The following is a 25765-nucleotide window of genomic DNA, read 5'->3' on the forward strand; positions in this document are numbered from 1 at the left end:
GGGCCGGTACTCCGGCGCGTAAGTGCCCGGGACCGTTACCCCTCAGCAGTGCCCAGGACGGGCGTACAGCGTGATGCTCGCACCCTTCACGTCCCTCGTCGCGCAGACCTGGAACGCCGACTCCAAGGTGTTCCGCTTGGCGATCTCCTGATCGGTCCGGTCGAGCGGCTGCCCCTTCGCGTCGCCGACCGCGACGATACGGCGGGCCCGCATCATGTGCCCGTGGACGCGGTCGCCGGACAGTTCGGTGCCGTACAGCGTGTGCGAGGCGACCGGGCTCTCGTCGAGCGCGAGGTCCCGCAGGCGGTGGAACTCGTGGGGCGCGGCCGCCGCCCACACCCGGCGCCGCGCGGGCAGGAACAGCAGGCCGTCGCCGGGCGACGACAGCTCCCGTACGGCCTGGGTCACCGCGATCGCGTCGTCGGTACGGCTCTGCGGGCTGCGCAGGAAGACGTTGACGGGGACGAGCAGCGCCAGGACCACGACGAGCGCCGCCGACCGGTACAGCACCCTGCGCCGGGTCTGGCCGCGGCGGCCGGGCGGGCGCAGCACCCAGTCGAGCGCCGCGCCCGCCAGGAGGGCGAACCCGGCCACGTAGTACAGGACGTAGCGGTCCACGTACATCGGCTTGAGCTGGGAGAGCAGCACCAGCAGCGCCGTGGGCAGGACCAGCAGGGGGAACGCGACCGGCCGCAGCCGCAGCCGCCGCCGGCCCGCGCGGGCGACCGGGGCACGGGAGCAGAGCAGGCCGCCCAGCACCAGGGCGATGAAAGTGCCCAACTGGACGGGGTTGGGCCATTGCAGCCAGCTGAGCTGTTCCGACTGCCCCATGCTGAACAGGGCCAGCGGCACCAGGCCGACGACCACCGCGGCCGCCGCCACGCACCAGGCCCTGCGCACCGCGCGCGGCAACCCGGACAGGGCGACGGCGGCGCCGTGCGCGGGCAGGACCAGTACGGCGAACTCGTGCATCAGGCAGGCGGCCAGCGACAGTGCCGCGTACCCCACCCACAGGCGCCTGCCGGGCCGGGCGGTGACCCGCGCCAGCAGGTAGGTGGACCACACCACCAGCGCGCAGACCATCGCGTAGGAGCGGCCCTCCTGCGCGTACTGCTGCACCGTCGGCAGCAGCACGAAGACAAGACCCGCGAAGAGCCCCGCCCGCCGGCCCGCCAGTTGCCTGCCGAGCAGGGTGACCCCGGCGGCGGCCGCCGCCATCGCCACCACCGACGGCAGTCGCAGGGCCACCACACCCCCGCCGAAGACGAGGAACCACCCGCGCATGAGCACGTAGTAGAGACCGTGCACCGCGTCCACGGTCTGGAGGGTGGGCCACAGCTCCGCCAGGGTGCGGTGCGCCATGTCGTACGTGACCGCCTCGTCCCGCCACATGCTGCCCTGGCGGCGGATGCCCCACAGGCCCAGCAGCAGCATCAAGGTGGCGGGGTACAACGCGACGGCCCCCCGCGACACCCAGATGCTCCGGGCGCGCGCGGGGGACGCGTATGCGGTTTGCGCTACGTCGATGGCGGACTCCGCTTCAGCGGGAGGGTCGGGACGATGCCTGTGCGGACACGCTTAGACCGTACGACAGCCGCCGCCCAGCAGCAGGCGGGGGCCTGCCGGTGCGCGGCGGCCGTACGCCGGGCATGGCCGAGGCCCCGGCAAACCGCTGCTTGCCGGGGCCTCGACGGTTCACGCCGTAAGACGGGAGACCCGCCGACGGCCCGCCCGGGAGCCAGGCCGCCGGTGAGTCCGACGATCAGGCGATGCGCTTCAGCTTCGCGCCGAAGGACGGCTCGGCCAGATCCTTCTGGAGCGCTACGGGCACCGTCGCCCGGCCGGGGCCGCTGCCGATGTTCAGCTGTCCCACGACCGTCCCGGCCTTCGCCTCGTGCGGTACGGGAGTGCGGCCGCTGTCGATCGAGAACTTCGCCTTGAGGCCGGGCCACCCGACCGCCTTGGAGTCCTTGGTCGCGACCACCGGCGTCCGTCCGCCGAGACCGTCGTCCACGTAACCGACCACGTCACCCTTCTTGACCACGTCGGCAGAGGTCATGGCGTCCTGCAACGCCCTGATCATCTTGTAGCTCCGGTCGCGGACGAGCCGCAGGCTGTTCTCGGCGTTGGGGTCCAGGCCCTTGAAGTGCTGGTCCATGGTCACCCCGACGATGGTGTGCGGCTTGCCGTCGATGGTCCGCCGGGCGGCCCACATCAGCGCGCCGCCGGCCGGGGTGCTGGATCCCGTCTTGATGCCCAGGACACCCGTGCCCTTGATCAGCAGCTCGCTGTTGTTGTTCTCCAGCCGCTGGTCGAGACCGGGCACCTGGGCGTTCGGCATGGCGACGATCTTGCGGAAGACCTCGTTGTTCATCACGGCCTCGGCCAGCTTGAGCTGGTCGACCGCCGTGCTCTTCGTGGAGTCCTTGAACCCGCTGGAGTCGGTGTAGGTGGTGTTCGTCATGCCCAGGGCCTTGGCCTCGGCGTTCATCTTGCCGATGAACGCCTGCTCGTCCTGGGGCGAGTCCCAGCGCGCCAGCAGCCGGGCGATGTTGTTGCCGGAGGGGATGAGCAGCATCTGGAGCATCTGGAACTCCGTGAACGACTGCCCTTCCTTGACCTTGACCCGCGACTCGTCCTCGGCGCCCGACTCCTTGACGGCCGTGGCGTCCACCTTGATCTTGGGGCCCTGTTCGCCCGGCTTGAGCGGGTGGTTCTTGAGGATCAGGTGTGCGGTCATCACCTTCGCGACACTGGCCGTCGGCACCGGCTTCTGGGGCCCGTACGTGCCGACGTCACCCACGCCGACGACCCGCGCCGCCGCTTGGCCCTCACCGGGCCACGGCATCTGGAACGCGTCGCCCGCGAACGTGTACGCGGACTTCCCGCCCAGCGCCAGCGTCGGGTCGGGCAGCGGGCGCACCTGCTGGACGACGACGAAGATGATCGCCAGCAGGATCACCAGCGGGGTCCAGATCTTGAACCGGCGGGCGACCGTGCGCAGCGGGGTCTCGGGCGGCGGCGGGGTGTTGGTGAGCTGCGCCAGCAGGTCCAGCGGCGGCAGCGGCTGCTGCTTGGTGCGCTCGGAGTCGGGCAGCGCGGTGGCGCCGGTGGACGCCGCGGCGGCGGGCGCCTCGGGCGCGGCGGGCTTCGCCTCGGTCCCGGCGGCCTTCGCACCCCACTTCGTGCCCGGCGCGACGTCCGGCTCGGCGGCGGGCTTCGCGCCCGCCTTCTTACCCGCCTTGGCGTCGGACTTGGCACCGGTACCGGGCTTGCCCTCGGTCTTCGCGGCGTCCTCGGCCGCGGGCTTGCCACCCTTGCCCGGCTTGTCGCCCGTGACCGGCCGCGGCGGCTTGATCGGCTGCGGGTCGGTGGACTTCAGGGCCACGAACTGGCTGGTCCGCTCGCCGTCCGACTCCGCGGCACCGGCAGGCCGTACGACCTTTATCGCGGTGGTCGGCTGGTCGGCGGCCGGCTCGTCCTCCGGCTTGCCGCTGGTCTTGCCACCGGGCTTGCCACCGGGCTTTTCAGCCTCGGTGCCGGCCTTGGAGTCGGTCTTCGCGTCGGTCCCGGCGTCCTCTGATCCGGGCTTCCCGGCCTTGCCGGCGTCCTTGGCGGACGTCGCCGGAACCTCGGCGTCCGACCCCTTTCGGTTTGCGATCGAAAACGCTCGGGTCGCGTCGTCGGCAGGCTCCTCCGCGCTCGGCATCTTGAAGATCGCCGTCGGCTGGTCCACCGCCTTCGACTGCTCCTCGGCCGCCTTCGGCTTGCCCTCGTCCGCCTTCGGCCGGCCGTCGGCCGCCGCACCGGAGGAGCTCTTCGCAGCGGCCTCACCCGCCTTGGAGGCACCCTTGGAGACATCCCTGGACCCGCTCTTGGACTTGTCCTTGGGCTCAGCCTCGGTCTTGCCCTTAGCCGCGCCCTCAGCAGCCTTCGAGGCACCCTTGGGAGCGGGCTCGGGGGCAGACTCAGGGGCGGTCTTGGAAGTGGCCTCGGGAGCCTTTTCGGGGGCGCCGCCGGCCTTCTCCTCGTCGTTCCCCTTCGATGCCTTCGACGACTTCGTCACCTTCGTCACCGGGGCCTCGTCCGCCTCAGCCTTCGCACGCGTTTCCGCTCCGGCCCCTGCGTCGCCATCGGAGGCGTCGCCACCGGAGGCGACGTCATCGGAGGCGACGCCACCAGAGGCATCGGCTCCGGAAGCGTCCCCGTCGGACGCGTCCTCGCCGTCCGAGTTCGCCACCCAGGCGGCGACCGCCTCCCGCAGCCGCTCGTCACGGCCCTCGCCGCCGGGCTCCGCAGCCGGCTCCGCAGCGGTCTTCTCCGCCTTGTCCGCCTCGCCTGCCTTGCCCGCCTTCGCGGCCTCGCCCGTGCCCTCGTCCGCAGCCTTGGACCCGGCGTCGTCCGCCGTGCCGTTCTTCGGTTCCGGGTCGGCCGGGTCGGCCTTCGGTTCGCGGAAGACCGCGAGCCGCGGATCGCGTTCGCTCCCCGCCGTCTCCCCCGACGACTGCTTCTGCTCCGGCTTGCCGGGGGACTCGCCCGCCACCTATGTCTCCTTCACACGTCCGCGATACGTCGCGCTCTGTCTGGCCCAGTGTTCCCAAGTGTCCTGTGTCCGCGAGGCACGTCCGCACCGCCACGCGAAACGCTGGGCGCCCCGCCCCACAGAAGGCGTCGCCAAGGAGCTAGACGACAACGACATACCTACAGGTTCCCTGCCTAACCCCCCAGGCACTCTCGACAGATGAATGTGAGAGGGGTCACCCTGTCATTCATCCACGCGGGGAGGCATGGATGGGCAGGAGCCGCAGAACAATTCCGGAGGAGCTTCTGCTGCTCGCTTTGGACCCGGCAACGGGAACCACAGCGCAGCCGCAGTCGCTCGACCTCGGTCTGGCCGGGGCCCAGCTAGTAGAGCTGGCTCTGGCCGGACGGATAGCCCCTGACGGGGATCGTATCGCCGTGGTGCTGCCACGGCCGACCGGAGATCCGACTCTGGACTCCGCGCTCGAACTGCTGCGCCGACGCGGCAGCCCGGTGCGCGCCGTCCACTGGATCGGCGGGCCCCGGCTGGGGCTGCGCCAGACGTATCTCACGCATCTGGAGCGGTGCGGCATGGTCCATGCCGTGGCGGGCCAGATGTGCGGGGTGCTGCCGACGACTCGCTACCAGGCGACGGACACGGCCATCAGCCGGGAGATCAAGAACCGGCTGGACAACGCGATCCGCACCGGCGTACCGCCGGACCCGCGGACCGCGGCGCTCGCCGCTCTGGCCCACGCGGTCGGTCTCGGCAAGCACCTGTATCCCGGGAACGAGGGGCGTTCCTCGCGCTCCCGCCTCCGGGACCTGATCCGGCACGACCCGATGGGCGGGCTGGTCGCACATGCCGTCATGGATGTGCAGAACGGCGTCGCGGCACAGCCGAGGCGCGCACCGGTGACGGTGTCCGGAGCGGCGGCCGGGCCGGGTGCGGGCAGGCAGCCCGCGACCCGCGTGGCAGCCGAGCCGGCGGGCGTACCGGTACAGCCCCGGCACGGGTCCATGGCCCGCGTCGGCGCACGCTGACGTCTCGCGTCGGCGCACGCCGACGACGAGCCCGGCACCGCGGCGGTAACGGCACGTCGCGCAGAGCACGGACACACACCACGCGGCACCCGCTCGGTGCGTGTCAGGCGCACCGAGCACCAGCACCAGCACCAGCACCAGCACCACCGTCCCCACGGTCCCGTTCGGGAGCCGCAGCAAACGCGGGGTGGCGGACCGGCCGTTCCGGACGACGGCCGGGCCGCCACCCCGCGCGCACGTCCGCTCGCCTTGTGTGTCCATTCCACTGCGCTGCGCGGACCTGGGATGGCAATCTGCTGAGCAGGAGAAATCAGCAGTACGGAGCCGGAGGTGCACGTCCCGTGGCGTCCAACATCAATCCCACCGTCCGGCGGCGCCGGCTGGGCCAGGAGCTGCGCAGGCTCCGCGAGCTGAAGGGCATGACGGCCGAGGAGGTCGCCGAGCGCCTGCTCGTGTCCCAGTCGAAGATCAGCCGGCTGGAGAACGGCCGCCGCAGCATCAGCCAGCGTGATGTCCGGGACCTGTGCGGGGTGTACGAGGTCGACGACCACCGGGTCGTGGATTCGCTGATGCAGATGGCCAAGGACTCCCGCCAGCAGGGCTGGTGGCACGCGTTCGGTGACATCCCGTACAGCGTCTACATCGGTCTGGAGACCGAGGCGGCCTCGCTGCGGGTGTACGAGTCGCTGCTCGTACCGGGCCTGTTGCAGACGTCCGGTTACGCCGAGGCCGTCATTCCCGGCACGGTCCCCGAGCTGACGCAGGAGCAGCTGGAGAAACGCATTCAGGTGCGGATGCGCCGCCAGGACCGGGTCAATCACCCCGACAGCCCGCTGCGGTTGTGGGTCGTCCTGGACGAGAGCGCGCTGCGGCGGGTCGTGGGCAGCCACCTGATCATGCGCGAGCAGCTCGACCACCTCGTGGAGGTCAGCAATCTGCCGCATGTGACGGTGCAGGTGCTGCCGTACGACGCGGGCGCGCACGCGGGTATGTCGGGCACGTTCTCGATCCTGGAGTTCGACGACGCGGCCGATTCGAGCGTGGTCTACATCGAGGGCGTCACCAGCGACCTGTACCTGGAGAAGACCAACGATGTGCACAAGTACACGATCATGTACGAACATCTGCGGGCCCAGGCGCTGAGTGCGGACCAGAGCAGGGAGTTCATCGCCGCGGCGGCGAAGAAGCACGCGGACAGCATGACCTGATCACCGCGCCAGGATGGCCGAATCCAGGATTCCGGAAGGAAGTCCGGCACCGTACACCGAGACGCTGCCACTTGGAAAGAGATCAAGGAATATGCCATACGGATGGGTGAACTACTCCTGCCTCCGGTGATGTTGGCGCGTAGCGTCGGGACTACCGAATCCGCGGCAACGCGGTGCAACTCAGATCGAGTCGGAGTGAACATGGCCATTCAGCCCAATTCCGCATTCTCCTGGACGAAGTCCTCGTACTCCGGTGGCAATGGCGCTTGCGTCGAGGTCGCCGTACCGGCGCCCGCCGCCATCGCGGTCCGCGACTCCAAGAACCCCGACGGCCCGCGCCTGACCTTCGACACCTCCGCGTGGAACTCCTTCGTGGGGGACGTGAGCAAAGGCGCGTACGACCTGACCTGATCCGGACCTCCCGGTCCGGTCCGGCCGGTCCCGGCCTGATGCCGTACACCGCATGACGAGCACCACCCCAGAGCCCTCTCGACTGGATCGCCGTCCCGGCCGAGGGGGCTCGGCCCTGCCCGCGAGCGCGCGGGGCGGCCCTCCCCACCGCCTCAGCGCAGCTCGTCCACGTACCGGTCGGTCCCGGGCGCGGTGGGGACGAACGGCGCGACCAGTTCCACCCGCCCCAGCCCCGAGGCCGCCACCTCCCCGTCCAGCCCCGTGAACCACCGGTCCCAGCACGCTCGCGGGTCCTCCTGGAGGAACCACAGCAGCGTCAGCCGGGTGTCCGCACCCTCCACCTGCCGCACGTACGCCATCCGGTCCGCAGGCAGCGGCCTGGGCCGGAAGACCGTCACCATGGCCGCGGGCGAGCCCGCCAGCCGGCGCGGCAGCCGCTCCTCGGTCAGCCACCGCAGCAGCGCGGTACGGCCCGGAGCGCCCTCCGCGTCGACGATCTCGACGACGAGGCCGGCGTACGGGTGGTCCAGGGCGTGGAAGTCACGGGGGCCGTGGGTGCCGTCCCGGTAGACGGTGGCCTGGTGGTCGTGGAAGGCCGTGAAGACGTGCGTACGGTCGTGGTGGATCCGGCCGTCGGCGTTCAGCCGCCGGTTGATGGCGACGGTCCACCGCAGGTGGTCGTCATAGCGCCCCTCGGTGATCCAGTACGTGGAGAGGTAGCACCCGGCGGTGACGGGCCGGGCGACGGCCGACCGGGCGGGGTAGCGCAGCAGCCGGAGGTCCCGGGTGGCGACCCAGCGGCGCCCCGCGAAGATCCAGGGCATCGCCATCGCGCCGGCCAGGTAGTGGTCGTCCTCGTACCAGCGGTTGTACGTGGACTCGTGGCCGGGATGCGGCTCGACCATGGTGATCAGCGCGTGCCCGGGGCGCACGCCGTAGGGGCCGACGGCGGCCAGTTCGGCGTAGGTCCCGCTGCGGGTGTCCGCGTCAGCCTCGGCGTCCGCGCCCGTTGCCGCGCCTGCGTCCGTCTCCGCATCCGTGGCTGCGCCCGTCTCCGTGTCCAGGTCCGTTGTCGCGTGCTCGTCCGTGCCGGGGTTCCGGGTCATACCCAGAGGTGTAGCTGACGCCGCGTCAGTTGAGGAGAGGCGCGGAGCCCACGGCACCCGTACCCGCCACCCCCGGTTCACCATGCGGGCACCTCTGCTCCTAAGCCGGGCCGGCCGACGCGGGGACCGTGCGGCTGTCCTTCGTGACGCGCCCGACGGAGGAGATTCAGGAGGGGCTGCTGCGGCCGGCGAAGACACTGCGGGCGCCGCGCCCGTAGCCATCGAGATCCCGCGCACCTATCCTGACGGCTCGTCACATCCCGTCGGGCTGGGGGCGCGCATGCTGCTGCGGGACAAGACCGTCGTCGTCTCGGGCGTCGGCGCCGGGCTCGGCCACCAGGTGGCGACGGCATGCGTACGGGACGGCGCTTCGGTGGTGCTCGGCGCCCGTACGGAGTCCCGCCTCGCCGAGACGGCGGCGCAGGCCGACCCGTGGGCGAGCGCGTCGCCTGGCGGGTGACGGACATCGCGGACGAGGAGCAGTGCGCGGCACTGGCCGCGCTCGCGGCCGAACGTTTCGGCGGTGTCGACGCGATCGTTCAGGTGGCCGCGCTGGACTCGTACTTCGGCGGGCTGGCGGACGCCGACTTCGACGCCTGGCAGCGGGTCGTGGACGTCAACCTCTTCGGCACGCTGCGCATGACGCGCGCCTGCCTGCCGTCCATGACGGAGCGCGGCGGCGGGTCGGTCGTGCTGATCGGCACGCAGTCGTCGGTCGCCGCACCGTCCGAGGTGCGGCAGGCGGCGTACGCGGCGTCCAAGGGCGCGCTGGTCTCGGCGATGTACTCGCTCGCGTGTGAGCTGGGGCCGCGCCGGATACGCGTCAACACCGTGCAGCCGGGCTGGATGTGGGGGCCGCAGGTCGAGGCGTACGTCCGGTACGCGGCGCACACCGAGGGCGTGCCGGAGCGCGAGGTGCTGGACCGGCTCACCGCGCGGATGGCACTGCCGGAGATGGCGACGGACGCCGATGTCGCACAGACGGCGGTGTTCCTGGCGTCCGACCGGGCGCGGGCGATCACCGGCCAGTCGCTGCTGGTGAACGCCGGCGAGATCATGCGCTAGGCGCCGCTTCCGCCGTACCACCTCACTGGCACGCCGCTTCCCTCCCCGGCCTCCCCCTGGGCCTCGCCCCCTACCTCTTCCCGGCTCCCGGCTCCCGGCTCCCGGCTCCCGGCTCCCGGCTCCCGGCTCCCGGCTCCCGGCTCCCGGCTCCCGGCTCCCGGCGAAGCATGCGCTCAGCGTCGGCTCCGGGAGCCGCACCCGACAACTCCTCCACCAGCCAGGAGGACACCAAATCGTTCGCCTGGCTGGCATAGGTTCACATCCTTGACCACCAGCACCCTTGACCATCCCTCGCCATGAACGGTTCAATCCCCGAAGTCCCCGCTCCCGCACGGGGGCGCCGCCCCGCGGAACGTACGGCGATGTGTTTCCCGTTCACAAGGCGGACCCCTGGAGGGGGCATGAACAGTCTCGACTGGGCCGTGCTCATCGGTTACTTCGGTGTGATGGTCGCGATCGGCGTGTGGTCCCACCAGCGCGTGGACGACGTCAGCGACTTCTTCACCGCGGGCGGCCGGATGCCCTGGTGGCTGTCCGGCATCTCGCACCACATGTCGGGCTACAGCGCCGTGATGTTCACCGGGTACGCGGGGATCGCCTACCAGTACGGCGTCACGTCCTACGTCACCTGGTCCTTCCCCATCGCGGTGGGGATCGCCATCGGGGCGCGCCTGTTCGCCGGGCGGCTGAACCGGCTGCGTTCGCGGCTGCGTGTCGCCTCGCCGCTGGAGTACCTCAAGAGCCGTTACAACCTGCCCACCCAGCAGGCGCTCGCCTGGTCCGGCGTGCTGCTGAAGGTCGTCGACGTGGGGGCCAAGTGGGCGGCGATCGCCACCCTGCTGTCCGTCTTCACCGGGCTCTCCCTCAACCAGGGCATCCTGATCACCGGCGTGGTCACCGGCGTCTACTGCACCGTCGGCGGCCTGTGGGCGGACGCGCTCACCGAGCTCGGCCAGTTCGTCATCCAGTTGCTGGCAGGCGTGGCGATGCTGGTGACCGTACTGGCGGAGCTGGGCGGTGTCAGCGCGCTGTGGACGGTGTGGGGCCGGCTGCCCGACAGCCACACACAGCCTACGGTCGGCCCGTACACGCTGACGTTCCTGCTCGCGTACCTCTTCATCAAGACGTTCGAGTACAGCGGCGGCATGTGGAACCAGGCGCAGCGCTACATGGCCACCCGCAGCGCGCGCGAGGCACGGCGTTCGGCGCGGCTGTCCGCCGCCCTGTGGTTCGTGTGGCCGGCGGTGCTCTTCTTCCCCATGTGGGTCGCGCCGCTGCTGGTGAAGGCGGAGAAGCCGGACGCGTCCGACTCGTACGCGCTGCTCACCGAACACCTGCTGCCGCACGGCCTGCTGGGCCTGGTCATCGTCGGCTTCTTCTCGCACACGATGGCCATGTGCTCGTCCGACGCCAACGCCATCTCCGCCGTCTTCACCCGTGACATCGCGCCCGCGCTGCCGAAGCTGGGCGCGCGGGCCCGTGCCTGGTCGCACCGGGCGGGTCTGCTGGCCGCGCGGCTGTCCACCGTCGCCTTCCTGGCCCTGTCGATGGCCATCGCCACCCAGGTGAACTCGCCGACGTTCAAGGACATCATCACCGTCGTCATCAAGTGGGTGGCCGGCCTGGTGGGGCCGATCTCCATCCCGTTCCTGCTCGGCATGGTGCCGCGGTTCCGCAGGTCCGGGCCGACCGCGGCGCTGGTGTCCTGGGCGGCGGGCCTGTTCGCCTTCTGGCTCACCAACTACGGACTGACCGGCGTCCAGCTCCAGGTCCAGATCGTCGCGCCGGTGGCCACCTCGCTGGTCCTGTACGTCGTGATCGGCTTCCTCAAGCCGGAGGACACGCCGGAGCGGGACGCGGTGCTCGCCCGTATCAACTCCGGCGACGATGAGGATGAGGGCGAGGGCAGGGGCGCGGGTGCGGGTGCGGACGGAAGTGGCGGGGACGGCGTCGGCACCGGCGGTACGGGCACCGCTGCCCGCACGGTGTCCGGGCGGGCCGGCGGGCCCGGACACCGTGCGCCACCACGGTGAGGCGGCCGTGCGGCCCGCCGCCCCTCGCCCACGGCGGATTTCGCGAACTACTTCGTGTAGCCGATCCGCTCGTACGCGATGTCGGCCATGCCCTGGGCGCCGAGATTGGCCAGATTCTTCTTGGCCGCGGTGATCTCGGGGAGCTGGTAGGTCGGCAGGACGCCGGCCACCTGCCACGCCTCCGCGTCGGCCGCGTTGACGGCCTCCAGGGCGGCGGCCTGGTCGGCGCTGCGGCCCGCCTTGTCCAGCAGGTCGTCCAGCTTGGCGCTGCCGGTCTTGGAGTCGTTGCCGCCGCCGTCGCGGGCGTAGGTGCCGCTGGAGCCGGTCGCGGCGAACGGCGTACGGGAGAAGCTGTAGGGCGCCACGTCGTAGTCGCCCGGGGTCACGTACTTGTCGAAGAACTCGTTGACGGGCACCGTCCGGATGTCCAGCCGGACCCCGGCCTCGGCCCACATCTGGGTGAGGATGGTGGCCTCGTTCTTCGCGGCGGGCTGGCCGGTGGGGATCACGAAGCGCAGCTTCAGCTCCTCGCCGCCCTTCTTGCGTACCTTGCCGCCGTCCAGCTTCCAGCCGGCCTCGTCCAGCAGCCGGGCGGCGGCCTTCGGGTCGTACGTGCCGAGGTCGCCGGCGTTGTTCCGGTAACCCTGCTGGTTGGGCATGAGGAAGTGGTTGCCCAGCGGCGTGCCCTCCCAGTTGAGGCCCTTGAGGCCGGACTTCACGAGCGTCTCGCGGTCGGTGGCCTTGAACAGCGCCTTGCGTACCTTCGGGTCGCTGAGCTTCGGGCTCTTGCCGTTGAAGGTCAGGTGCCGGTAGTTGGGGCCGCCGGCCTCGCGGATCTCGCCCGTCTTCACGCCCGAGACCTGTTTGAAGGCGGCCACGCTCGCGTTCAGGTCGAAGTAGTCGATCTCACCGTTGGCGTAGGCGGCGGGCATCGACTCGGTCGTCATCGCATGGAAGACGATCTTGTCGAGTTTCGGCTTCGCGCCCCACCACGCGGGGTCGGGCACCAGGGTGACGGTCTGCGCGGTCTTGTCGATGCCGCCGAGCTTGTACGCGTTGGCGGTGACCGGGATCTTGTTGAGGTAGCCGGTGGTGAAGCTCTTCGCGTCGGCCATGTACTTCGCCGGGTAGAGCGGGGTGTTGTTGGGCGCTCCGAACAGGGCGCGCCAGTCCGCGTACGGCTTGCCGAAGGTCAGTACGGCCTCGTGGTCGTCCTTGCCCTTGCGCACGGACGACACGTCCTCGTACCCGGCCGGCGAACCGACCTTGTACGCCGGGTCCTTGCTGCTCAGCGCCCGGACGTTGGCTTCCAGGTCCCGGTAGGTGATCGGCGTGCCGTCGGACCACTTCGCCTTGGGGTTCAGGTGGTACGTGACGATCTGCTTGCCGCCCTCCGTACGGCTGGCGGCGTCCAGCAGGAACGCCTTGTCGGGCACCTGCTCGCCGTTGGGCGCCGAGTGCCACAGCGACGGCAGCAGGGCCTCGACGACGGCATTGGTGGCGGCCTGGTTGCCGTCCGTCTCCATCTCGTTGAACTGCACGGGGAACTGGTCTATCGCCCAGTTCAGCGTGCCGCCCTGGGCCAGCCGCGCCGGGTCGGTCTTGTTGATGTCCAGCGCGGTGGTCCTCGGCGGCTGCTTCGCCTTGCCGTCACCGCCCTTGTCGTCCGACCCGCCACACGCGGTCAACGCCAAGGACGACGCCACGACGGTGGCGACGAGGGCGAGTGGAACTCTGGAGAGTTTCATTGCGGAGACGTTCCCCTTCTCGACTGGACTGGACTGGACTGACGAAAACACAGGGAGGGCGTGGTGCGGGAGGTGTTCTTCAGCCTCCGGTGGGCGGTGTGTCCGGCCGGTGCCCCGCGTAGTGGCAGGCCGACTCGTGGCGGGGCCCGACGGGTGCCGGGGGCGGGTCCCGCTGCTCGCAGCGCCGCTGTTCCGGCGCGCCGAGCGCCGCGTACAGCGGGCAGCGGCCGCGGAACCGGCAGCCGGACGGCACGTCCGCCGGGCTCGGCAGGTCGCCGCCCAGCAGACTCCGGGTCCTGGCCCTCTCCTTGCGCGGATCGGGCAGCGGTACGGCGGACAGCAGGGCCCGCGTGTACGGATGCGCCGGCGCCGCGAACACGTCCGCGGTGTCGCCCGACTCCACGATGCGGCCCAGGTACATGACCGCGACCCGGTCGGCGCTGTGCCGGACGACGGACAGGTCGTGGGCGACGAGCAGGTAGCTCAGACCGAGCCGGGCCTTCAGCTCGTTCAGCAGGTTCAGCACACCGGCCTGCACGGACACGTCGAGGGCGGAGACCGGCTCGTCCAGCACCAGCAGCCGCGGTTCCAGCGCCAGGGCACGCGCGACGGCGATGCGCTGACGCTGGCCGCCGCTGAACTCGCGCGGGTAGCGCCCCGCGTCCGCGGCCGCCAGGCCGACCGTCTCCAGCAGCTCGGGGACGCGGGCGGCGATCCGGTCCCTGTGCCAGCGGTGCGTGCGCAGCGGCTCGGTGAGGATGTCGCCGACCGGCATCCGGGGGTCCAGTGCGGCCGTCGGGTCCTGGAAGACGATCTGGAGGTCACGGCGCAGGGCGCGGCGCGCGGCGCGGTCCAGGTCCCGTACGTCCCGGCCGAAGAGGCGGACGGTGCCCGCCTGCCCGGCCGCCAGGTCCATGATCTCCATCAGGGTGGTGGTCTTGCCGCAACCCGACTCGCCGACCAGAGCGAGCGTCTCCCCCTCCCGTACGACCAGGCTGATGCCGTCCACGGCCCGCACGGCGCCGATCGTGCGCTTGACGAAGGTGCCCCGGGTGAGTGGGAAGTGCTTGACGAGAGCTTCGACTTCCAGGATGGCGGGGCGGGGGGTGGGTGGCGCGGCGGGCGACGGGGCAGGTGGCGGGGCGGGCGGCACGGTTCCGGGCTGCCGCCCTTGGGTAACCCCCTGCTGGGGGGACCGGGCCGTTCGATTCGCCCCGATAGGCGCGCGGTCCGTACGGGGTGGGGCGGCGGAAGCGCCACCGGGGGCGGTGGCCGTGCTGGGAGAGCCCGTACCGCCGGTGGCCGTAGCGCCCGTCCCCGTACTGCGAGAGCCCGTACCGCCCGTACCCGTACCGGCCGTGCCCGTACCGCCGGGGTCCGAAGGTGAACCGCCCCCGCCCGAAGGCGTCCCCCCGGCCCCCGCGAAGATCCCCGCCCGCGGCAACGCGCCCGAGGCGATCTCCCCGCTGCGGTGGCAGGCGGCGGCATGGCCGGGGGCCATGGTGGCCCGGGTGGCGGGGGTGGCCTGAGGAACGGCAGTGGCCGGGGGGACCTGAGTGAGGGCCGATGGGGCTGATGGGTCTGGTGGAACCGGTGGAGCTGGTGGAGCTGGTGGAGCGGGTGGAGCCGTGGTTACGGTGGCGGCCATGGGCACGCCCGGGGCCGGGTCGGGTTCCGTCTCGCGGCAGTGGGGGACGGCGACGGGGCAGCGCGGGGCGAACGGGCAGCCGGGCGGCAGCTCCGTCAGGGACGGCGGGGTGCCGTGGACGGGGGTCAGCGCTACGCCCGTGGGTCCGTCCAGGCGGGGTGTGGCGCCCAACAGGCCGATGGTGTACGGCATCCGGGGCCGGTAGTAGATCTCGTCGACCGTACCGGCCTCCACGGACCGGCCCGCGTACATGACCTGCACCCGGTCCGCGAACCCCGCGACCACCCCCAGGTCGTGGGTGATCAGGACGATCGCGGCACCGGTCACCTCCCTGGCGGTCCGCAGGACGTCCAGGATCTGCGCCTGGACGGTGACGTCCAGCGCGGTGGTCGGCTCGTCCGCGACGATCACCCGCGGGCCGTTGGCGATGGCCATGGCGATCACCACGCGCTGCCGCATCCCACCGGAGCACTCGTGCGGGAAGGCGTCGGCGCGGCGCCGCGGGTCGGGGATGCCGACGAGGGCGAGGAGTTCGACGGCGCGGTCCCGTGCGGCCTTGCGGCTCAGGTCCTGGTGGACGCGGAGTGCTTCGACGAGCTGGGTGCCGATGCTGTGGACGGGTGTGAGGGCGGACAGCGGGTCCTGGAAGACCATGCTGATGCCGTTGCCGCGGATCTTGGACAGCGCGGCGTCGCCGAGTCCGAGCAGTTCCCGGCCGTCCAGTACGACGGAGCCCCGTACGCCGGTGCCGTCCGGCAGCAGTCCGAGGACGGCCTGGGCGGCGGCGGACTTGCCCGAGCCGGACTCCCCGACGATGCCGAGCACCTCGCCGGGCCGTACGGCGTAGCTCAGACCGCGTACGGCGTGCACGGGGCCGTGCTCGCCGGGGAAGGTGACGTGCAGGTCCGTCACCTGGAGGGCGGGGCGGGCGGCCGCCGGGTCCGGGCCGGCGGCACGCTGTCCGGTCACCGGCGGCGGCCTTCCGTGAGGGCGCGTTTCCCACGCTTCCCGCGCCCCTTGGCGCGCGCCTGCGCCCACGCCGCGTCGGGGTCCAGCGCGTCCCGCAGCCCGTCGCCGATGAAGGCGAGGGAGACGCCGATGAGCACCAGGCACCCGGCGGGGAAGAAGAACAGCCACGGGTAGCTCGCGGCCATGTTGGTGTGGTCGGCGATGACCGTGCCGAGCGACACGTCCGGCGGTTGCACCCCGAACCCGAAGTACGACAGTCCGCTCTCCCCGATGACCGCGGCCCCGGCCTGGATGACCGCGTCGATGATCAGCAGGGAGGCCATGTTGGGCAGGATGTGCCGGAAGACGATCACCGGCCCCGGTACCCCCATGTAGCGGGCCGCCTTGACGTACTCGCGTTCCTTGAGCGTGAGCGTCACACTGCGGACCACCCGCCCGGTGATCATCCAACTGAAGGCGGCCAGCAGGACGACGAAGACCGGCCAGCCGGAGCCGCGGACCAGCGGCGACAGGACGGCGACGACCAGGAACGCGGGCATCACCAGCAGCAGGTCGACGACGCCCGTCAGGACGCGGTCGGTCCAGCCGCCGAAGTACGCGGCGAAGGCGCCTACCACGGCCGACAGGAAGGTGGAGACCACTCCCACGAGGATGCCGATGACCAGGGACTTCTGGAGCCCGCGCAGGGTGAGCGCGTACAGGTCGAGGCCGCTCTGGGTGGTGCCCCACCAGTGTTCGGCGGACGGTCCGGAGAGGAAGTTGAGGAAGTCGTGGGTGCGGTGGTCCCAGGGGGTCAGCAGCGGGCCGGCGTACGCGGCGAGGAAGAGCAGGAGGAGCAGCGCCAGCCCGGCCGTCGCGAGCCGGTTGCGCGCGAAGCGGCGCGCGGTGAGGCGCGCGCGGGACGGGCGGCGGTCACGCGGTGGACGGCCGGACCGCGAGGGGCGGCCGTCACGCGACGTACGGCGGCCACGTGACGGGCGGTCGGAACACGGCGTACGGCCGGGCCAGGGCGTACGGCCGCCGGTTGCGGTACGCATCACCGCACCCTTACGCGGGGGTCCAGCGCCGCGTACAGGAGGTCCGACAGCAGCCCCGCCGCCAGCACCAGTACGGCGGTGAACAGGCCCACCGCGGCGACTGCGTTGACGTCCTGCCCGGCGACCGAGTCGACGAGCAGTTCGCCCATGCCGTGCCAGCCGAAGGTCTTCTCGACGAACGTGGCACCGGCGAAGAGCAGCACGATGTTGTAGACCAGCAGGGGGACGACCGGCAGGACGGCCGTGCGCAGCCCGTGTCGTAACAGCGCGGTGCGGCGGCGCAGGCCCTTGGCGCGCGCGGTACGCAGGAAGTCGGCGCCGAGCACGTCCAGCATGGTGTTGCGCTGGTAGCGGCTGTAGAGGGCGACCTGCACGATGATCAGGGTCAGAGCGGGCAGCAGCATGTGCTGGGCGCGGTTGAACAGGGCGGCGGGGTCCCACCGGCCGACGTACTGCGCGTCGTACTCGCCGAGGACTTTGATCGTCTGCGTACCGTCGTTGAGGGCGGTGGCGCCGATCTTCAGGGCGACGCCGACCACGAACACCGGCATGGCCAGCACGAAGAACGAGGCGAGGGTGGAGAACCGGTCGAAGAACCGGTACTGGCGGATCGCTCCGTACGCGCCGACGGCGACGCCGAGGGCCGAGCCGGCGAAGGTGGCCAGGAGCAGCAGCCGGGTGCTGACACCGACCCGGCGGCCGAAGTCGTCGTTGAGCGAGTCGCCGGAAAGGGTCCGGCCGAGGTCGCCGTGGACGACGTCGCCGGCCCAGCGCGCGAAGCGGGCCGCCACCGGGGTGTCCGGATTCATGTTGACGTCGTCGAGGGTGCGGGTGACGGCGGCCTCGGGCAGCGGCGGGTTGCGGTTCTCGAACCGGGCCCGCGGGTTCAGGCTCAGCCCGGCGAGGAAATACGTCAGGGACGCCGCCACGGCCACCAGGACGAGGTAACCGGCCAGCCTGCGCAGCAGGTAGCGGCCCATGATCTCTCTCCCCCTCGTACGGCTACGGCGTGGACCGCCTGCGGTCCCCTCGGGCTGTTCTCGCATGCCCGGGGAGGGTTTGTCGACCAAGGCGCCCCCAAAGCGGGACAATGCGAACGCCTGCGGTCGCCAGCCGAGTTGACCTCCGGCGTGTCCGGTGCGCCGCCCCCGGGTATTCCCCCGCTGGGGGGCTGAGTCCGTTCGATTTGCCCCCGGTGGACGCATGGGGCGGGCTGCGTGCCGGCGGATGGAGTGGGTGCACACCAGCCCAGGGAGTGGGTGCGTGCCGGGCCCTGAAGTGGGCTGCGCACCGGACCGCCCCACGGAGTGGGCTGCATGCCGGCCCGTGGAGTGGGTGCGTGCCGGACCCTGAGGTGAGCTGCGCACCGGACCGCCCCACGGAGTGGGCTGCATGCCGGCCCGTGGAGTGGGTGCGTGCCGGACCCTGAGGTGAGCTGCGCACCGGACCGCCCACGGAGTGGGCTGCGGTGCCGCCCATGGAGCGAGCTGCATGCCGGCCCATGGAGCGGGCTGCGGTACCCCCCCCCATGGGGTGGGCCCAGGCGTCGCCCCGAACCCCCACCGCCGCAACCGTCACGCCCGCGGATACCGCTCCAGCCACCCCGGCGCGGAGTTGCCCGGTCCGTGCAGGGCCGGGCCCTGTGTCATCTCCATGGCGAAGTCGTCGGCGAGTTGCAGGATCGTCGCGCGGCCCTCCACCTCGGCCAGCCACACGGGCGGCAGCGCCGTCTCACCGTGCAGGGTGCCCAGGAGGTTGCCGCAGATGGCTCCGGTGGAGTCGCTGTCGCCGCCGTGGTTGACCGCCAGCAGCAGCCCGTGCCGGACGTCCTCGGCGACCAGCGCGCAGTACACGCCGATCGCCAGGGCCTCCTCGGCCGTCCAGCCCTCGCCGAGCGACTCCACGCGGGCGGCCGTGGGCATCCCCTGCCGTACGGCGCCCAGCGCCTGCTTGAGCGCCTCGGCGGTCTCCTCGTGGTCCGGCCGGGTGGCCAGGTGGGCCAGGGACTTCTGTACGGCGCTGTCCAGGTCCTCGCCCCGGGCCAGCGAGTGGTTGATCACCGCCAGGGCGCCGGCCGCGAGGTAGCCGGTCGGGTGGCCGTGCGTCTGCGCGGCGCACTCGACGGCGAGCTGAAAGACGAGCTGTGGTTCCCAGCCGACCAGCAGCCCGAAGGGCGCCGACCGCATGACCGCGCCGCACCCCTTGGAGGTGGGGTTCTTGGGCTGTTCCAGCGTTCCCATCACGTCGTCGCCGAGCCCGGACAGGCAGGCCCGGCCGGGTGCCCGCTGCGCGTACAGCCACTCCTCGCGCGCCAGCCAGCCGTCGTCCTCCTTGCGTTCGTCGGGGCCCCAGTCGCGCTGGGTGGCGGCCCAGCGCAGGTACGCGCGGTGCACGTCGGTGGGCGGGTGCCAGGCGCCGGTGTCGCGCCGCACCTGGGCCCGGATCAGCCCGTCGACGGTGAACAGCGTCATCTGGGTGTCGTCGGTGACCGTGCCGCGCCGCCCGAAGGCCGGTACGTAGTCCGTCACACCGTCCTGGCCGTGGGCCTCGCGGATCGCGTCCAGCGAGCTGAACTCGATGCCGGCGCCGAGTGCGTCACCGATCGCCCCGCCCAACAGGCAGCCGCGTACCCGGCTGCGGAAGTCCTGCTGTTCGGCGCGGCCCCAGATGGCCGCGCCGCCTGCCGCTGTGCTCACGCTCGTCCCTCCCCGTGGCCCACCACTTCCCTTACGGGGTCCTTACGCGCCCCCTGCCGCAGCACTGTAATCGACCAAGAACAGTCAACTCCGGGCAAGGAACGCTATGCGAACAGTCACCCCGGAGGAGGCTTTTGATCACTACGGTCCCGATCCACACAGTCGTGCCCCCTGCGCACCGAGGCCATACGTCCGGCGTGCCGTGGGAAGGCTTCTGCCATGCCCGACTTCGAGTGGGACCGCACCGCCATGGCCACCGTGGCCTGCGCCCTGGCCGGTGACAGCGACGGCGCCGTGGAACTCCTCCGCCCGCTCTCGCAGCGCGACGTGTGTCAGATCACCGTCCGGCTGGCCGCGATGGCCGCCGACGCCCTCATCTCCGCCGCCGAGGACACCGGCGGCGACCGCGCGGAAGCACTGGCGCAGTGGCAGCAGTGCATCCTCCAGCACGAGGCGGAGGCGGAGACGGGGGACGGGTGAGGACGGCGGTCACCGCGCGTGCTCGGCGGCTGCTTCGGTCATCCGGTCCAGGAGTACGCGGCGGAGGGCTGCCAACTGTTCGGCTCCCGCCGCGTCCGGGCCCGGCCACGCCCCGGCCAGGTCCCGCAGCCCGGACTCCACCTCGGCCAGGCGCTCCCAGGAGGCACCGTCGTCGAGCAGGCCGGTGAGCACGGCATGGGCGCCGGTCCAGTCGGCAAGGGCACAGCGGCTGACGGCGGCGGCGACGGCGGGGCCGGTGAAGTCGTCACCGTCCGGCGGCCGGGCCTCCGCGCCGTCCCGTAGCGCTTCCCAGGCGGGCGCGGCGGCCCGTGGTCCGCTTGCGGCGCAGGTGAGGAGCGCGGCCTCGTACCGCACCGGCAGTGCGTCCGGCGCGAGAGCCGCGGCCGTCTCGACGGCCTCGCGTGCCGCGTCGAGCCGTCCCGCGCGGCGCAGGCACCCGGCGCGCCCGGCCTGGAAGGCGGCCCGTGCCTCGTCCGGCACGGCGGACCGGTCGGTTTCGGCCAGTGCCCTGTCGTAGTCGGCAAGCGCTTCTTCCGCCGCCCCCAGCAGCGCGTGTGCCTTGGCGCGGCGGGCGAGGAGCCAGGCATCGGCCGCCCCGAGGGTGACGACCCGGCCGAAGTCCGCCACCGCTTCCGCGGGCCGCCCCGCGAGGAGGGCGACCCTTCCCCGGGCTCCGGCGGCCCACGCGTAGACCGGGTTGACGGCCAGCGCCCGGTCGAACTCCGCCAGCGCTTCGGTGTACCGGCCCATGGCGCGGTAGGTCATGCCCCGCTCGGCCATCGCCCAGGCGTAGTCCGGGTACAGCTCGATGGCGTGCTCCAGCACCGCCAGCGCCTCTTCGTGGCGGCCCAGGTGGCGCAGGCAGACGGCGCGGCTGCCGTGCGCCGGCGGGTAACGGGGGTCCAGCTCCAGCGGCCGGTCGAATGCGGTCAGCGCCTGCTCGTACCTGCCCATGAGGCGGTTGGCCTCGCCGAGGTGGAAGGCTGCGGTGACCGAGCGCGGATCGAGGGCCAGGGCCCGGGTGAAGTCCTGGACGGCGGGCTCGAAGTCGCGCCGGTACCGGTGGGTCAGCCCTCGCCCGACCAGCGCGTGCGCGTCGTCCGGTGCCAGCTCCAGGCACCGGTCGAAGTCGGCGAACGCCTGCTGCCACGACTCGGCCTTGCGGTGTTCCCGGCCGCGCAGGCGGTGGATCAGCGCCTGCTCCGGCGCGCCGAGACCGGGCCGGGCGAGCAGCGTGGTCAGGGCCTGCGTCAGCCCCTCCGCCCCGTCGAGGGCGGCCAGCAGCCGTTCACCCCAGTCGCGTACCTCGGGCGCGTCCGCGTCCGCCCCGGCCTTCCGTACGGTCTCGGCGACCAGGCGTACGGCGGGCGGCTCGTACCGCGCGGTGGCCGTCACCTCGGACAGGGCCTCGGGCAGGAACCCCCGCGGGTCGGCGCACAGCCCGTGGTAGATCTCCCCCAGCCGCAATTCCCGCCACCGCTCGTCGCGGTGGCACGCGCCCGCGTCGCTGTCCTCCCCGTACCTGCCGCCCCCGCCCCCGGAGCCGTCCGGACCGTCCCCCGCGCACTCCGCCCGCCACCGCCGTGCGGCCTCCGCCAGCCGCCCGTGCCGCTCGGCCCAGAGGCGCGGCGAGCGGCGGCGCTGGAGGCGGAGCATCGCCGTACGGACCACCTCGTGGTACTGCCACCGCCCGCCGCGCTCGGTGACGAACGGCAGGGCGCACAGCCGGCCGAAGTGTCCTGCGGCCTCGGCGTCCACCGCTTCCCGGTACACGTCCTCGTCCAGGTGGCACGGCAGGGCGGCGGCCAGCGCGGCTTCCCTCCGTACCGGGTCGGTCTCCCACTTCAGGAAGCGTTCGACGGCCGTGTCGCTGGGGTCGTCGACGGCCTCCGCCGCGCGTGGCCGGTTGCCCGCGAGCGTCGAGACGAGCACCGGGAGGCCGCCGGAGAGCCGCAGGATGGCGTCGACGGTGCCGGGGTCGGTGATGTCCTTGGCGGCCAGGTACTGCCGGGCCTCGGCCTCCGTGAAGGCGTCCAGCGGTACGTCGGTGACGTGTTCGAGGTGGTCGGCCCAGCAGCCCCGGTCCAGTGCGTCCCGGCCGGAGAGGGTGACCATGACGTTCTGCGCGAGCGGGCCGTAGCGGTCGCTGAAGAGGACGTCGCGCAGCCAGGTGTCCAGGAGCGGGCCGGTCGCCTCGTAGGTGTCGAAGAACAGCGCCAGGACGGGTACGGCGTCGGCGGCGTCGCTCAGTTCCCGTACGAAGACCGGGGTCAGCACCTCGACCGGGGACAGGACCAGCCGTACGTCGTCGTGGTTGCGCAGCCGCGCGCCGATGCGGCTGCGCAGCCGCTCGGTGCCCCGGGCGACCTGGGTGGTGTCCACCACGCTCGTGAAGGGCCCGACGCCCGGGATGAGGCCCAGGCCCGCCATGCCCGCCCTGGCGATGATCATGTTGCCGGGCGAGGGCGGCGCCTCGTCACCCGGCTCGTCCGGGCCCGCGAGCGCCGCCTCGGCCTCGTGCCGCCGCTCACGGTAGGTGGCCAGCAGCTTGTCGAAGGACTTCAGCGCGGCGCCCTGGCGGGCCAGCCGGGCACTGATCTCGGCCATCGCCTCCGGGACGCTGTGCACCGACTCGTCCGTGCAGACGGTCAGCGCTCCCCGTTCGCGTGCCATCTGCTCGAAGCGCCGGACCAGGGAGGTCTTTCCGACGCCGCCCTGGCCGTGCAGGTGGTGCAGGAACCGGAAATCCGGATCGGCGGTGTCCCGGCCGAGGTTCGCGCGGAACGCGGCCAGTTCGCCCTCCCGGCCCACGAAGCCGTCCCCGCTGCGGGCCCGGAGCAGTTCCTGGCGCGAGAGCCGTCTGCGGTCCACCGCTCACCTCCCGGCCCGCGTCCCCCGGCGGGCTCTGGGAGGTAACCGTAGCGCCGCGGGGTGCTCCGCGCTGCCCTGCTCCGGCCGCCCCCGGTCCCGCTACTCCACCACCGGCAGCAACTCCGGCAGATGCCCGTCCGAGGCGAGCGCCGCCGCCTCCCGCTCCGCCGCCACCGGCCCGTACAGCGTCGTGCGGGCGCGCGACGGGCGGCCCGCGGCGTCCGCGATGGCGATCAGGTCCTGGATGGAACGGTACGAGCCGTAACTGGAGCCCGCCATCCGGGAGATGGTCTCCTCCATCAGGGTGCCGCCGAGGTCGTTGGCGCCGGAGCGGAGCATCTCGGCGGCGCCTTCCGTGCCCAGTTTGACCCAGCTCGTCTGGATGTTGGGGATGTGCGGGTGGAGCAGTACGCGGGCCATGGCCGTCACGGCGCGGTTGTCGCGGGTGGTGGGGCCGGGGCGGGCGATGCCGGCCAGGTAGACGGGCGCGTTGGTGTGGATGAACGGCAGCGTCACGAACTCCGTGAACCCGCCGGTCTCCTGCTGGATCCCGGCGAGCAGCCGCAGATGGCCGAGCCAGTGCCGGGGCTGGTCGACATGGCCGTACATCATCGTCGAGGACGAGCGGATGCCCAGCTCGTGGGCGGTCTTGACGACCTCGACCCAGGTGGCGGTGGGGAGCTTGCCCTTGGTCAGCACCCAGCGGACCTCGTCGTCGAGGATCTCGGCGGCGGTGCCGGGGATGCTGTCCAGGCCGGCGGCCTTGGCCTCGCTCAGCCACTCACGGATGGACAGGCCGGTGCGGCTCGCGCCGTTGACGACCTCCATCGGCGAGAAGGCGTGGACGTGCATCCCGGGGACGCGTTCCTTGACGGCGCGCGCGATGTCGAAGTACGCGGTGCCGGGCAGGTCGGGGTGGATGCCGCCCTGCATGCAGACCTCGACCGCGCCCACGTCCCACGCCTGCTGGGCGCGGTCGGCGACCTGGGAGAGGGAGAGGGTGTACGCGTCGGCGTCCGTACGGCGCTGGGCGAAGGCGCAGAAGCGGCAGCCGGTGTAGCAGACGTTGGTGAAGTTGATGTTGCGGGTGACGATGTACGTGACGTCGTCGCCGACCGTGGCGCGGCGCAGGTCGTCGGCGATGCCGCACAGCGCGTCCAGCGCCGGGCCGTCGGCGTGCAGCAGGGCCAGCGCCTCGGCGTCGGTGAGCTTGGTCGGGTCGTCGGCGGCCTGCGCGAGGGCGGCACGGACGTCCGTGTCGATGCGTTCGGGAGCCATGCCGGGGGCTGCGGCCTCGCGCAGCGCGTCCCAGTCGCCGTACACCTCGTCGAAGTCGTCGCGCCGGTCGGCGGTGCGGCCGTCCGTGTCGATGGTGCGGTGCAGGTCCGTACGGCCCGAGGAGCTCATCGAGAAGCCTTCGTCGGGCTCCTGCCAGGGGCGGCCCTCGACCTTCGCGTCCGGGCGGGCCAGCCCGGTCTCCGGGTCGGCCAGGGCCCGTACGTGCGGCAGCAGGCGCGGGTCGAGCCAGGGCTCGCCGCGCTGGACGTACTCCGGGTAGACGGCGAGCCGCTCGCGCAGTTCGAAGCCCGCGGCGGCGGACTTCTCGGCCAGCTCCTCGATCTGCGGCCAGGGCAGCTCGGGGTTGACGTGATCGATCGTCACCGGGGAGACGCCGCCCCAGTCGTCGATGCCCGCGTCGATGAGCAGCGCGTACTCGGAGTCGACGAGGTTGGGCGGCGCCTGGAGGCAGCCGGCCGGGCCCAGGATGTGCCGGGCGACGGCGACGGTGGCGGCCAGGTCCTCCAGTTCGGCGTCCGGCATGCCGCGCATCGCCGTGTCCGGTTTGGCGCGGAAGTTCTGCACGATGACTTCCTGGATGCCGTGGTACGCGCGCTGCACCTTGCGGAGCGCGAACAGTGACTCGGCGCGCTCCTCGTACGTCTCGCCGATGCCGATGAGCAGGCCGCTCGTGAAGGGCACGTTGGAGCGTCCGGCGTCCTCCAGGACGCGCAGCCGGACGGCCGGTTCCTTGTCCGGGGAGCCGTAGTGCGGGGCGCCGGGCTCGCTCCACAGGCGCTCGGCGGTGGTCTCCAGCATCATGCCCATCGACGGCGCGACCGGCTTCAGCGTCTGGAAGTCCGTCCAGGACAGCACGCCCGGGTTGAGGTGGGGCAGCAGCCCGGTCTCCTCCAGGATGCGGATCGCGATGGAGCGCACGTACGCGATCGTGGAGTCGTACCCCTCGGCCTCCAGCCACTCGCGCGCCTCGGGCCAGCGCTCCTCCGGCTTGTCGCCGAGCGTGATCAGCGCTTCCTTGCAGCCCAGTTCGGCGCCGCGGCGGGCGATGTCCAGCACCTCGTCCGGGGACATGAACATGCCGTGGCCGGCGCGGCGCAGCTTGCCGGGGACGGTGACGAACGTGCAGTAGTGGCACTTGTCGCGGCACAGGCGCGTGAGGGGGATGAACACGCTTTTGGAGTACGTGATGACACCGGGCCGCCCGGCGGCCGCCAGGCCGGCGTCGCGCACCCGGGCGGCGGACGCGCACAGGTCGCGCAGGTCGTCGCCGCGCGCCTGGAGCAGCACCGCGGCCTCCGCGGCGTCGAGCGCGACGCCGTCGCGGGCGCGCTTGAGGGCGCGGCGCATGGCGTTGGCGGTGGGGGCGGTGGCGGAAGAGGGTGTGCCGGTGGGGACCGCCACCCGGTCCGTCCCCTGCCCGGGTACCTGCGCGCTGCTAGTCATCCAACGAGCATACGAGCGACCACCGACAGTGCCGCCGACCGGCCGGCCTGCGACGGTGTGCCACTGATCACGTCAGACGGAGGTTCCCTCCGGGGCGGGGGCGGGCAGCCTGGGCGGGAGTGGTGCGACCGGGTGCGGAGGTGTACCGGGCCGGGCCCCGCCGCC

15 protein-coding genes and 1 pseudogene are annotated in these 25765 nt (G+C 72.2%); 6 read left to right on the forward strand and 10 right to left on the reverse strand.

The window, feature by feature from the left end:
• Positions 1-42: 42 nt before the first annotated feature.
• Together ACZ4QV_RS09865 and ACZ4QV_RS09870 are read right to left on the reverse strand one after the other, a co-directional pair.
• Positions 43-1473 carry a glycosyltransferase family 39 protein gene (locus ACZ4QV_RS09865; RefSeq protein ID WP_467762746.1) on the reverse strand — a complete coding sequence of 477 codons (1431 nt, stop codon included), beginning with the start codon at positions 1471-1473 and terminating at the stop codon, positions 43-45.
• Between the two features lie 289 nt (positions 1474-1762).
• Positions 1763-4543 (reverse strand): D-alanyl-D-alanine carboxypeptidase family protein, encoded by a 2781-nt coding sequence (locus ACZ4QV_RS09870; protein ID WP_467762747.1) that lies wholly within the window; start codon positions 4541-4543, stop codon positions 1763-1765.
• A 248-nt stretch (positions 4544-4791) separates the two neighbouring features.
• Between ACZ4QV_RS09870 and ACZ4QV_RS09875 the strand changes: the two genes are divergently transcribed.
• From ACZ4QV_RS09875 to ACZ4QV_RS09885, 3 genes are all read left to right on the forward strand, one after another.
• Complete coding sequence (locus tag ACZ4QV_RS09875; protein WP_361149503.1) at positions 4792-5565, forward strand: GOLPH3/VPS74 family protein; 774 nt, start codon at positions 4792-4794, stop codon at positions 5563-5565.
• Between the two features lie 341 nt (positions 5566-5906).
• Entirely contained in the window at positions 5907-6773 is an 867-nt protein-coding gene (locus ACZ4QV_RS09880; RefSeq protein ID WP_361149500.1) for a helix-turn-helix domain-containing protein, read from the forward strand.
• Between the two features lie 201 nt (positions 6774-6974).
• Positions 6975-7184: a DUF397 domain-containing protein gene (locus tag ACZ4QV_RS09885; RefSeq protein ID WP_361149498.1), complete on the forward strand. Its 210-nt coding sequence runs from the start codon at positions 6975-6977 to the stop codon at positions 7182-7184.
• A gap of 152 nt (positions 7185-7336) precedes the next feature.
• Here ACZ4QV_RS09885 and ACZ4QV_RS09890 read toward each other — a convergent pair whose 3' ends face one another.
• Positions 7337-8290: a hypothetical protein gene (locus ACZ4QV_RS09890; RefSeq protein WP_467762748.1), complete on the reverse strand. Its 954-nt coding sequence runs from the start codon at positions 8288-8290 to the stop codon at positions 7337-7339.
• Positions 8291-8570: 280 nt separating this feature from the next.
• Here ACZ4QV_RS09890 and ACZ4QV_RS09895 point away from each other — a divergent pair.
• Both ACZ4QV_RS09895 and ACZ4QV_RS09900 read left to right on the forward strand, forming a co-directional pair.
• A pseudogene (locus ACZ4QV_RS09895) lies at positions 8571-9355 on the forward strand (SDR family oxidoreductase).
• Between the two features lie 401 nt (positions 9356-9756).
• Positions 9757-11388: a sodium:solute symporter family protein gene (locus tag ACZ4QV_RS09900; RefSeq protein WP_467762749.1), complete on the forward strand. Its 1632-nt coding sequence runs from the start codon at positions 9757-9759 to the stop codon at positions 11386-11388.
• 47 nt (positions 11389-11435) lie between these two features.
• On the opposite strand, the gene ACZ4QV_RS09905 is transcribed toward ACZ4QV_RS09900, so the two are convergent.
• From ACZ4QV_RS09905 to ACZ4QV_RS09925, 5 genes are all read right to left on the reverse strand, one after another.
• The gene (locus ACZ4QV_RS09905) at positions 11436-13136 is read right to left on the reverse strand and encodes an ABC transporter family substrate-binding protein (protein ID WP_361149485.1); all 1701 of its coding nucleotides are present in this window, start codon (positions 13134-13136) and stop codon (positions 11436-11438) included.
• 79 nt (positions 13137-13215) lie between these two features.
• A complete protein-coding gene (locus ACZ4QV_RS09910; protein ID WP_467762750.1) occupies positions 13216-15753 on the reverse strand; it encodes a dipeptide ABC transporter ATP-binding protein in 2538 nt (845 codons plus the stop codon).
• Positions 15750-16790: an ABC transporter permease gene (locus ACZ4QV_RS09915; RefSeq protein WP_467762751.1), complete on the reverse strand. Its 1041-nt coding sequence runs from the start codon at positions 16788-16790 to the stop codon at positions 15750-15752. The genes ACZ4QV_RS09910 and ACZ4QV_RS09915 overlap by 4 nt, the downstream gene beginning before the upstream one ends.
• The gene (locus ACZ4QV_RS09920) at positions 16790-17770 is read right to left on the reverse strand and encodes an ABC transporter permease (protein WP_467762752.1); all 981 of its coding nucleotides are present in this window, start codon (positions 17768-17770) and stop codon (positions 16790-16792) included. The genes ACZ4QV_RS09915 and ACZ4QV_RS09920 overlap by 1 nt, the downstream gene beginning before the upstream one ends.
• A gap of 594 nt (positions 17771-18364) precedes the next feature.
• On the reverse strand, positions 18365-19486 hold the full coding sequence (locus ACZ4QV_RS09925) for an ADP-ribosylglycohydrolase family protein (RefSeq protein WP_361149474.1): 1122 nt from the start codon (positions 19484-19486) through the stop codon (positions 18365-18367).
• A gap of 219 nt (positions 19487-19705) precedes the next feature.
• Here ACZ4QV_RS09925 and ACZ4QV_RS09930 point away from each other — a divergent pair, with 219 nt between their 5' ends.
• Positions 19706-19966: a hypothetical protein gene (locus ACZ4QV_RS09930; protein WP_030021897.1), complete on the forward strand. Its 261-nt coding sequence runs from the start codon at positions 19706-19708 to the stop codon at positions 19964-19966.
• A 9-nt stretch (positions 19967-19975) separates the two neighbouring features.
• On the opposite strand, the gene ACZ4QV_RS09935 is transcribed toward ACZ4QV_RS09930, so the two are convergent.
• Positions 19976-22858, reverse strand: coding sequence for a tetratricopeptide repeat protein (locus tag ACZ4QV_RS09935; RefSeq protein ID WP_467762753.1), 2883 nt, complete (start codon positions 22856-22858; stop codon positions 19976-19978).
• A 99-nt stretch (positions 22859-22957) separates the two neighbouring features.
• Positions 22958-25600, reverse strand: a complete 2643-nt coding sequence (locus ACZ4QV_RS09940) for a bifunctional FO biosynthesis protein CofGH (protein WP_361881752.1) — start codon at positions 25598-25600, stop codon at positions 22958-22960.
• Positions 25601-25765 lie beyond the last annotated feature (165 nt).

Source organism: Streptomyces sp. NPDC026394, from assembly GCF_055567735.1.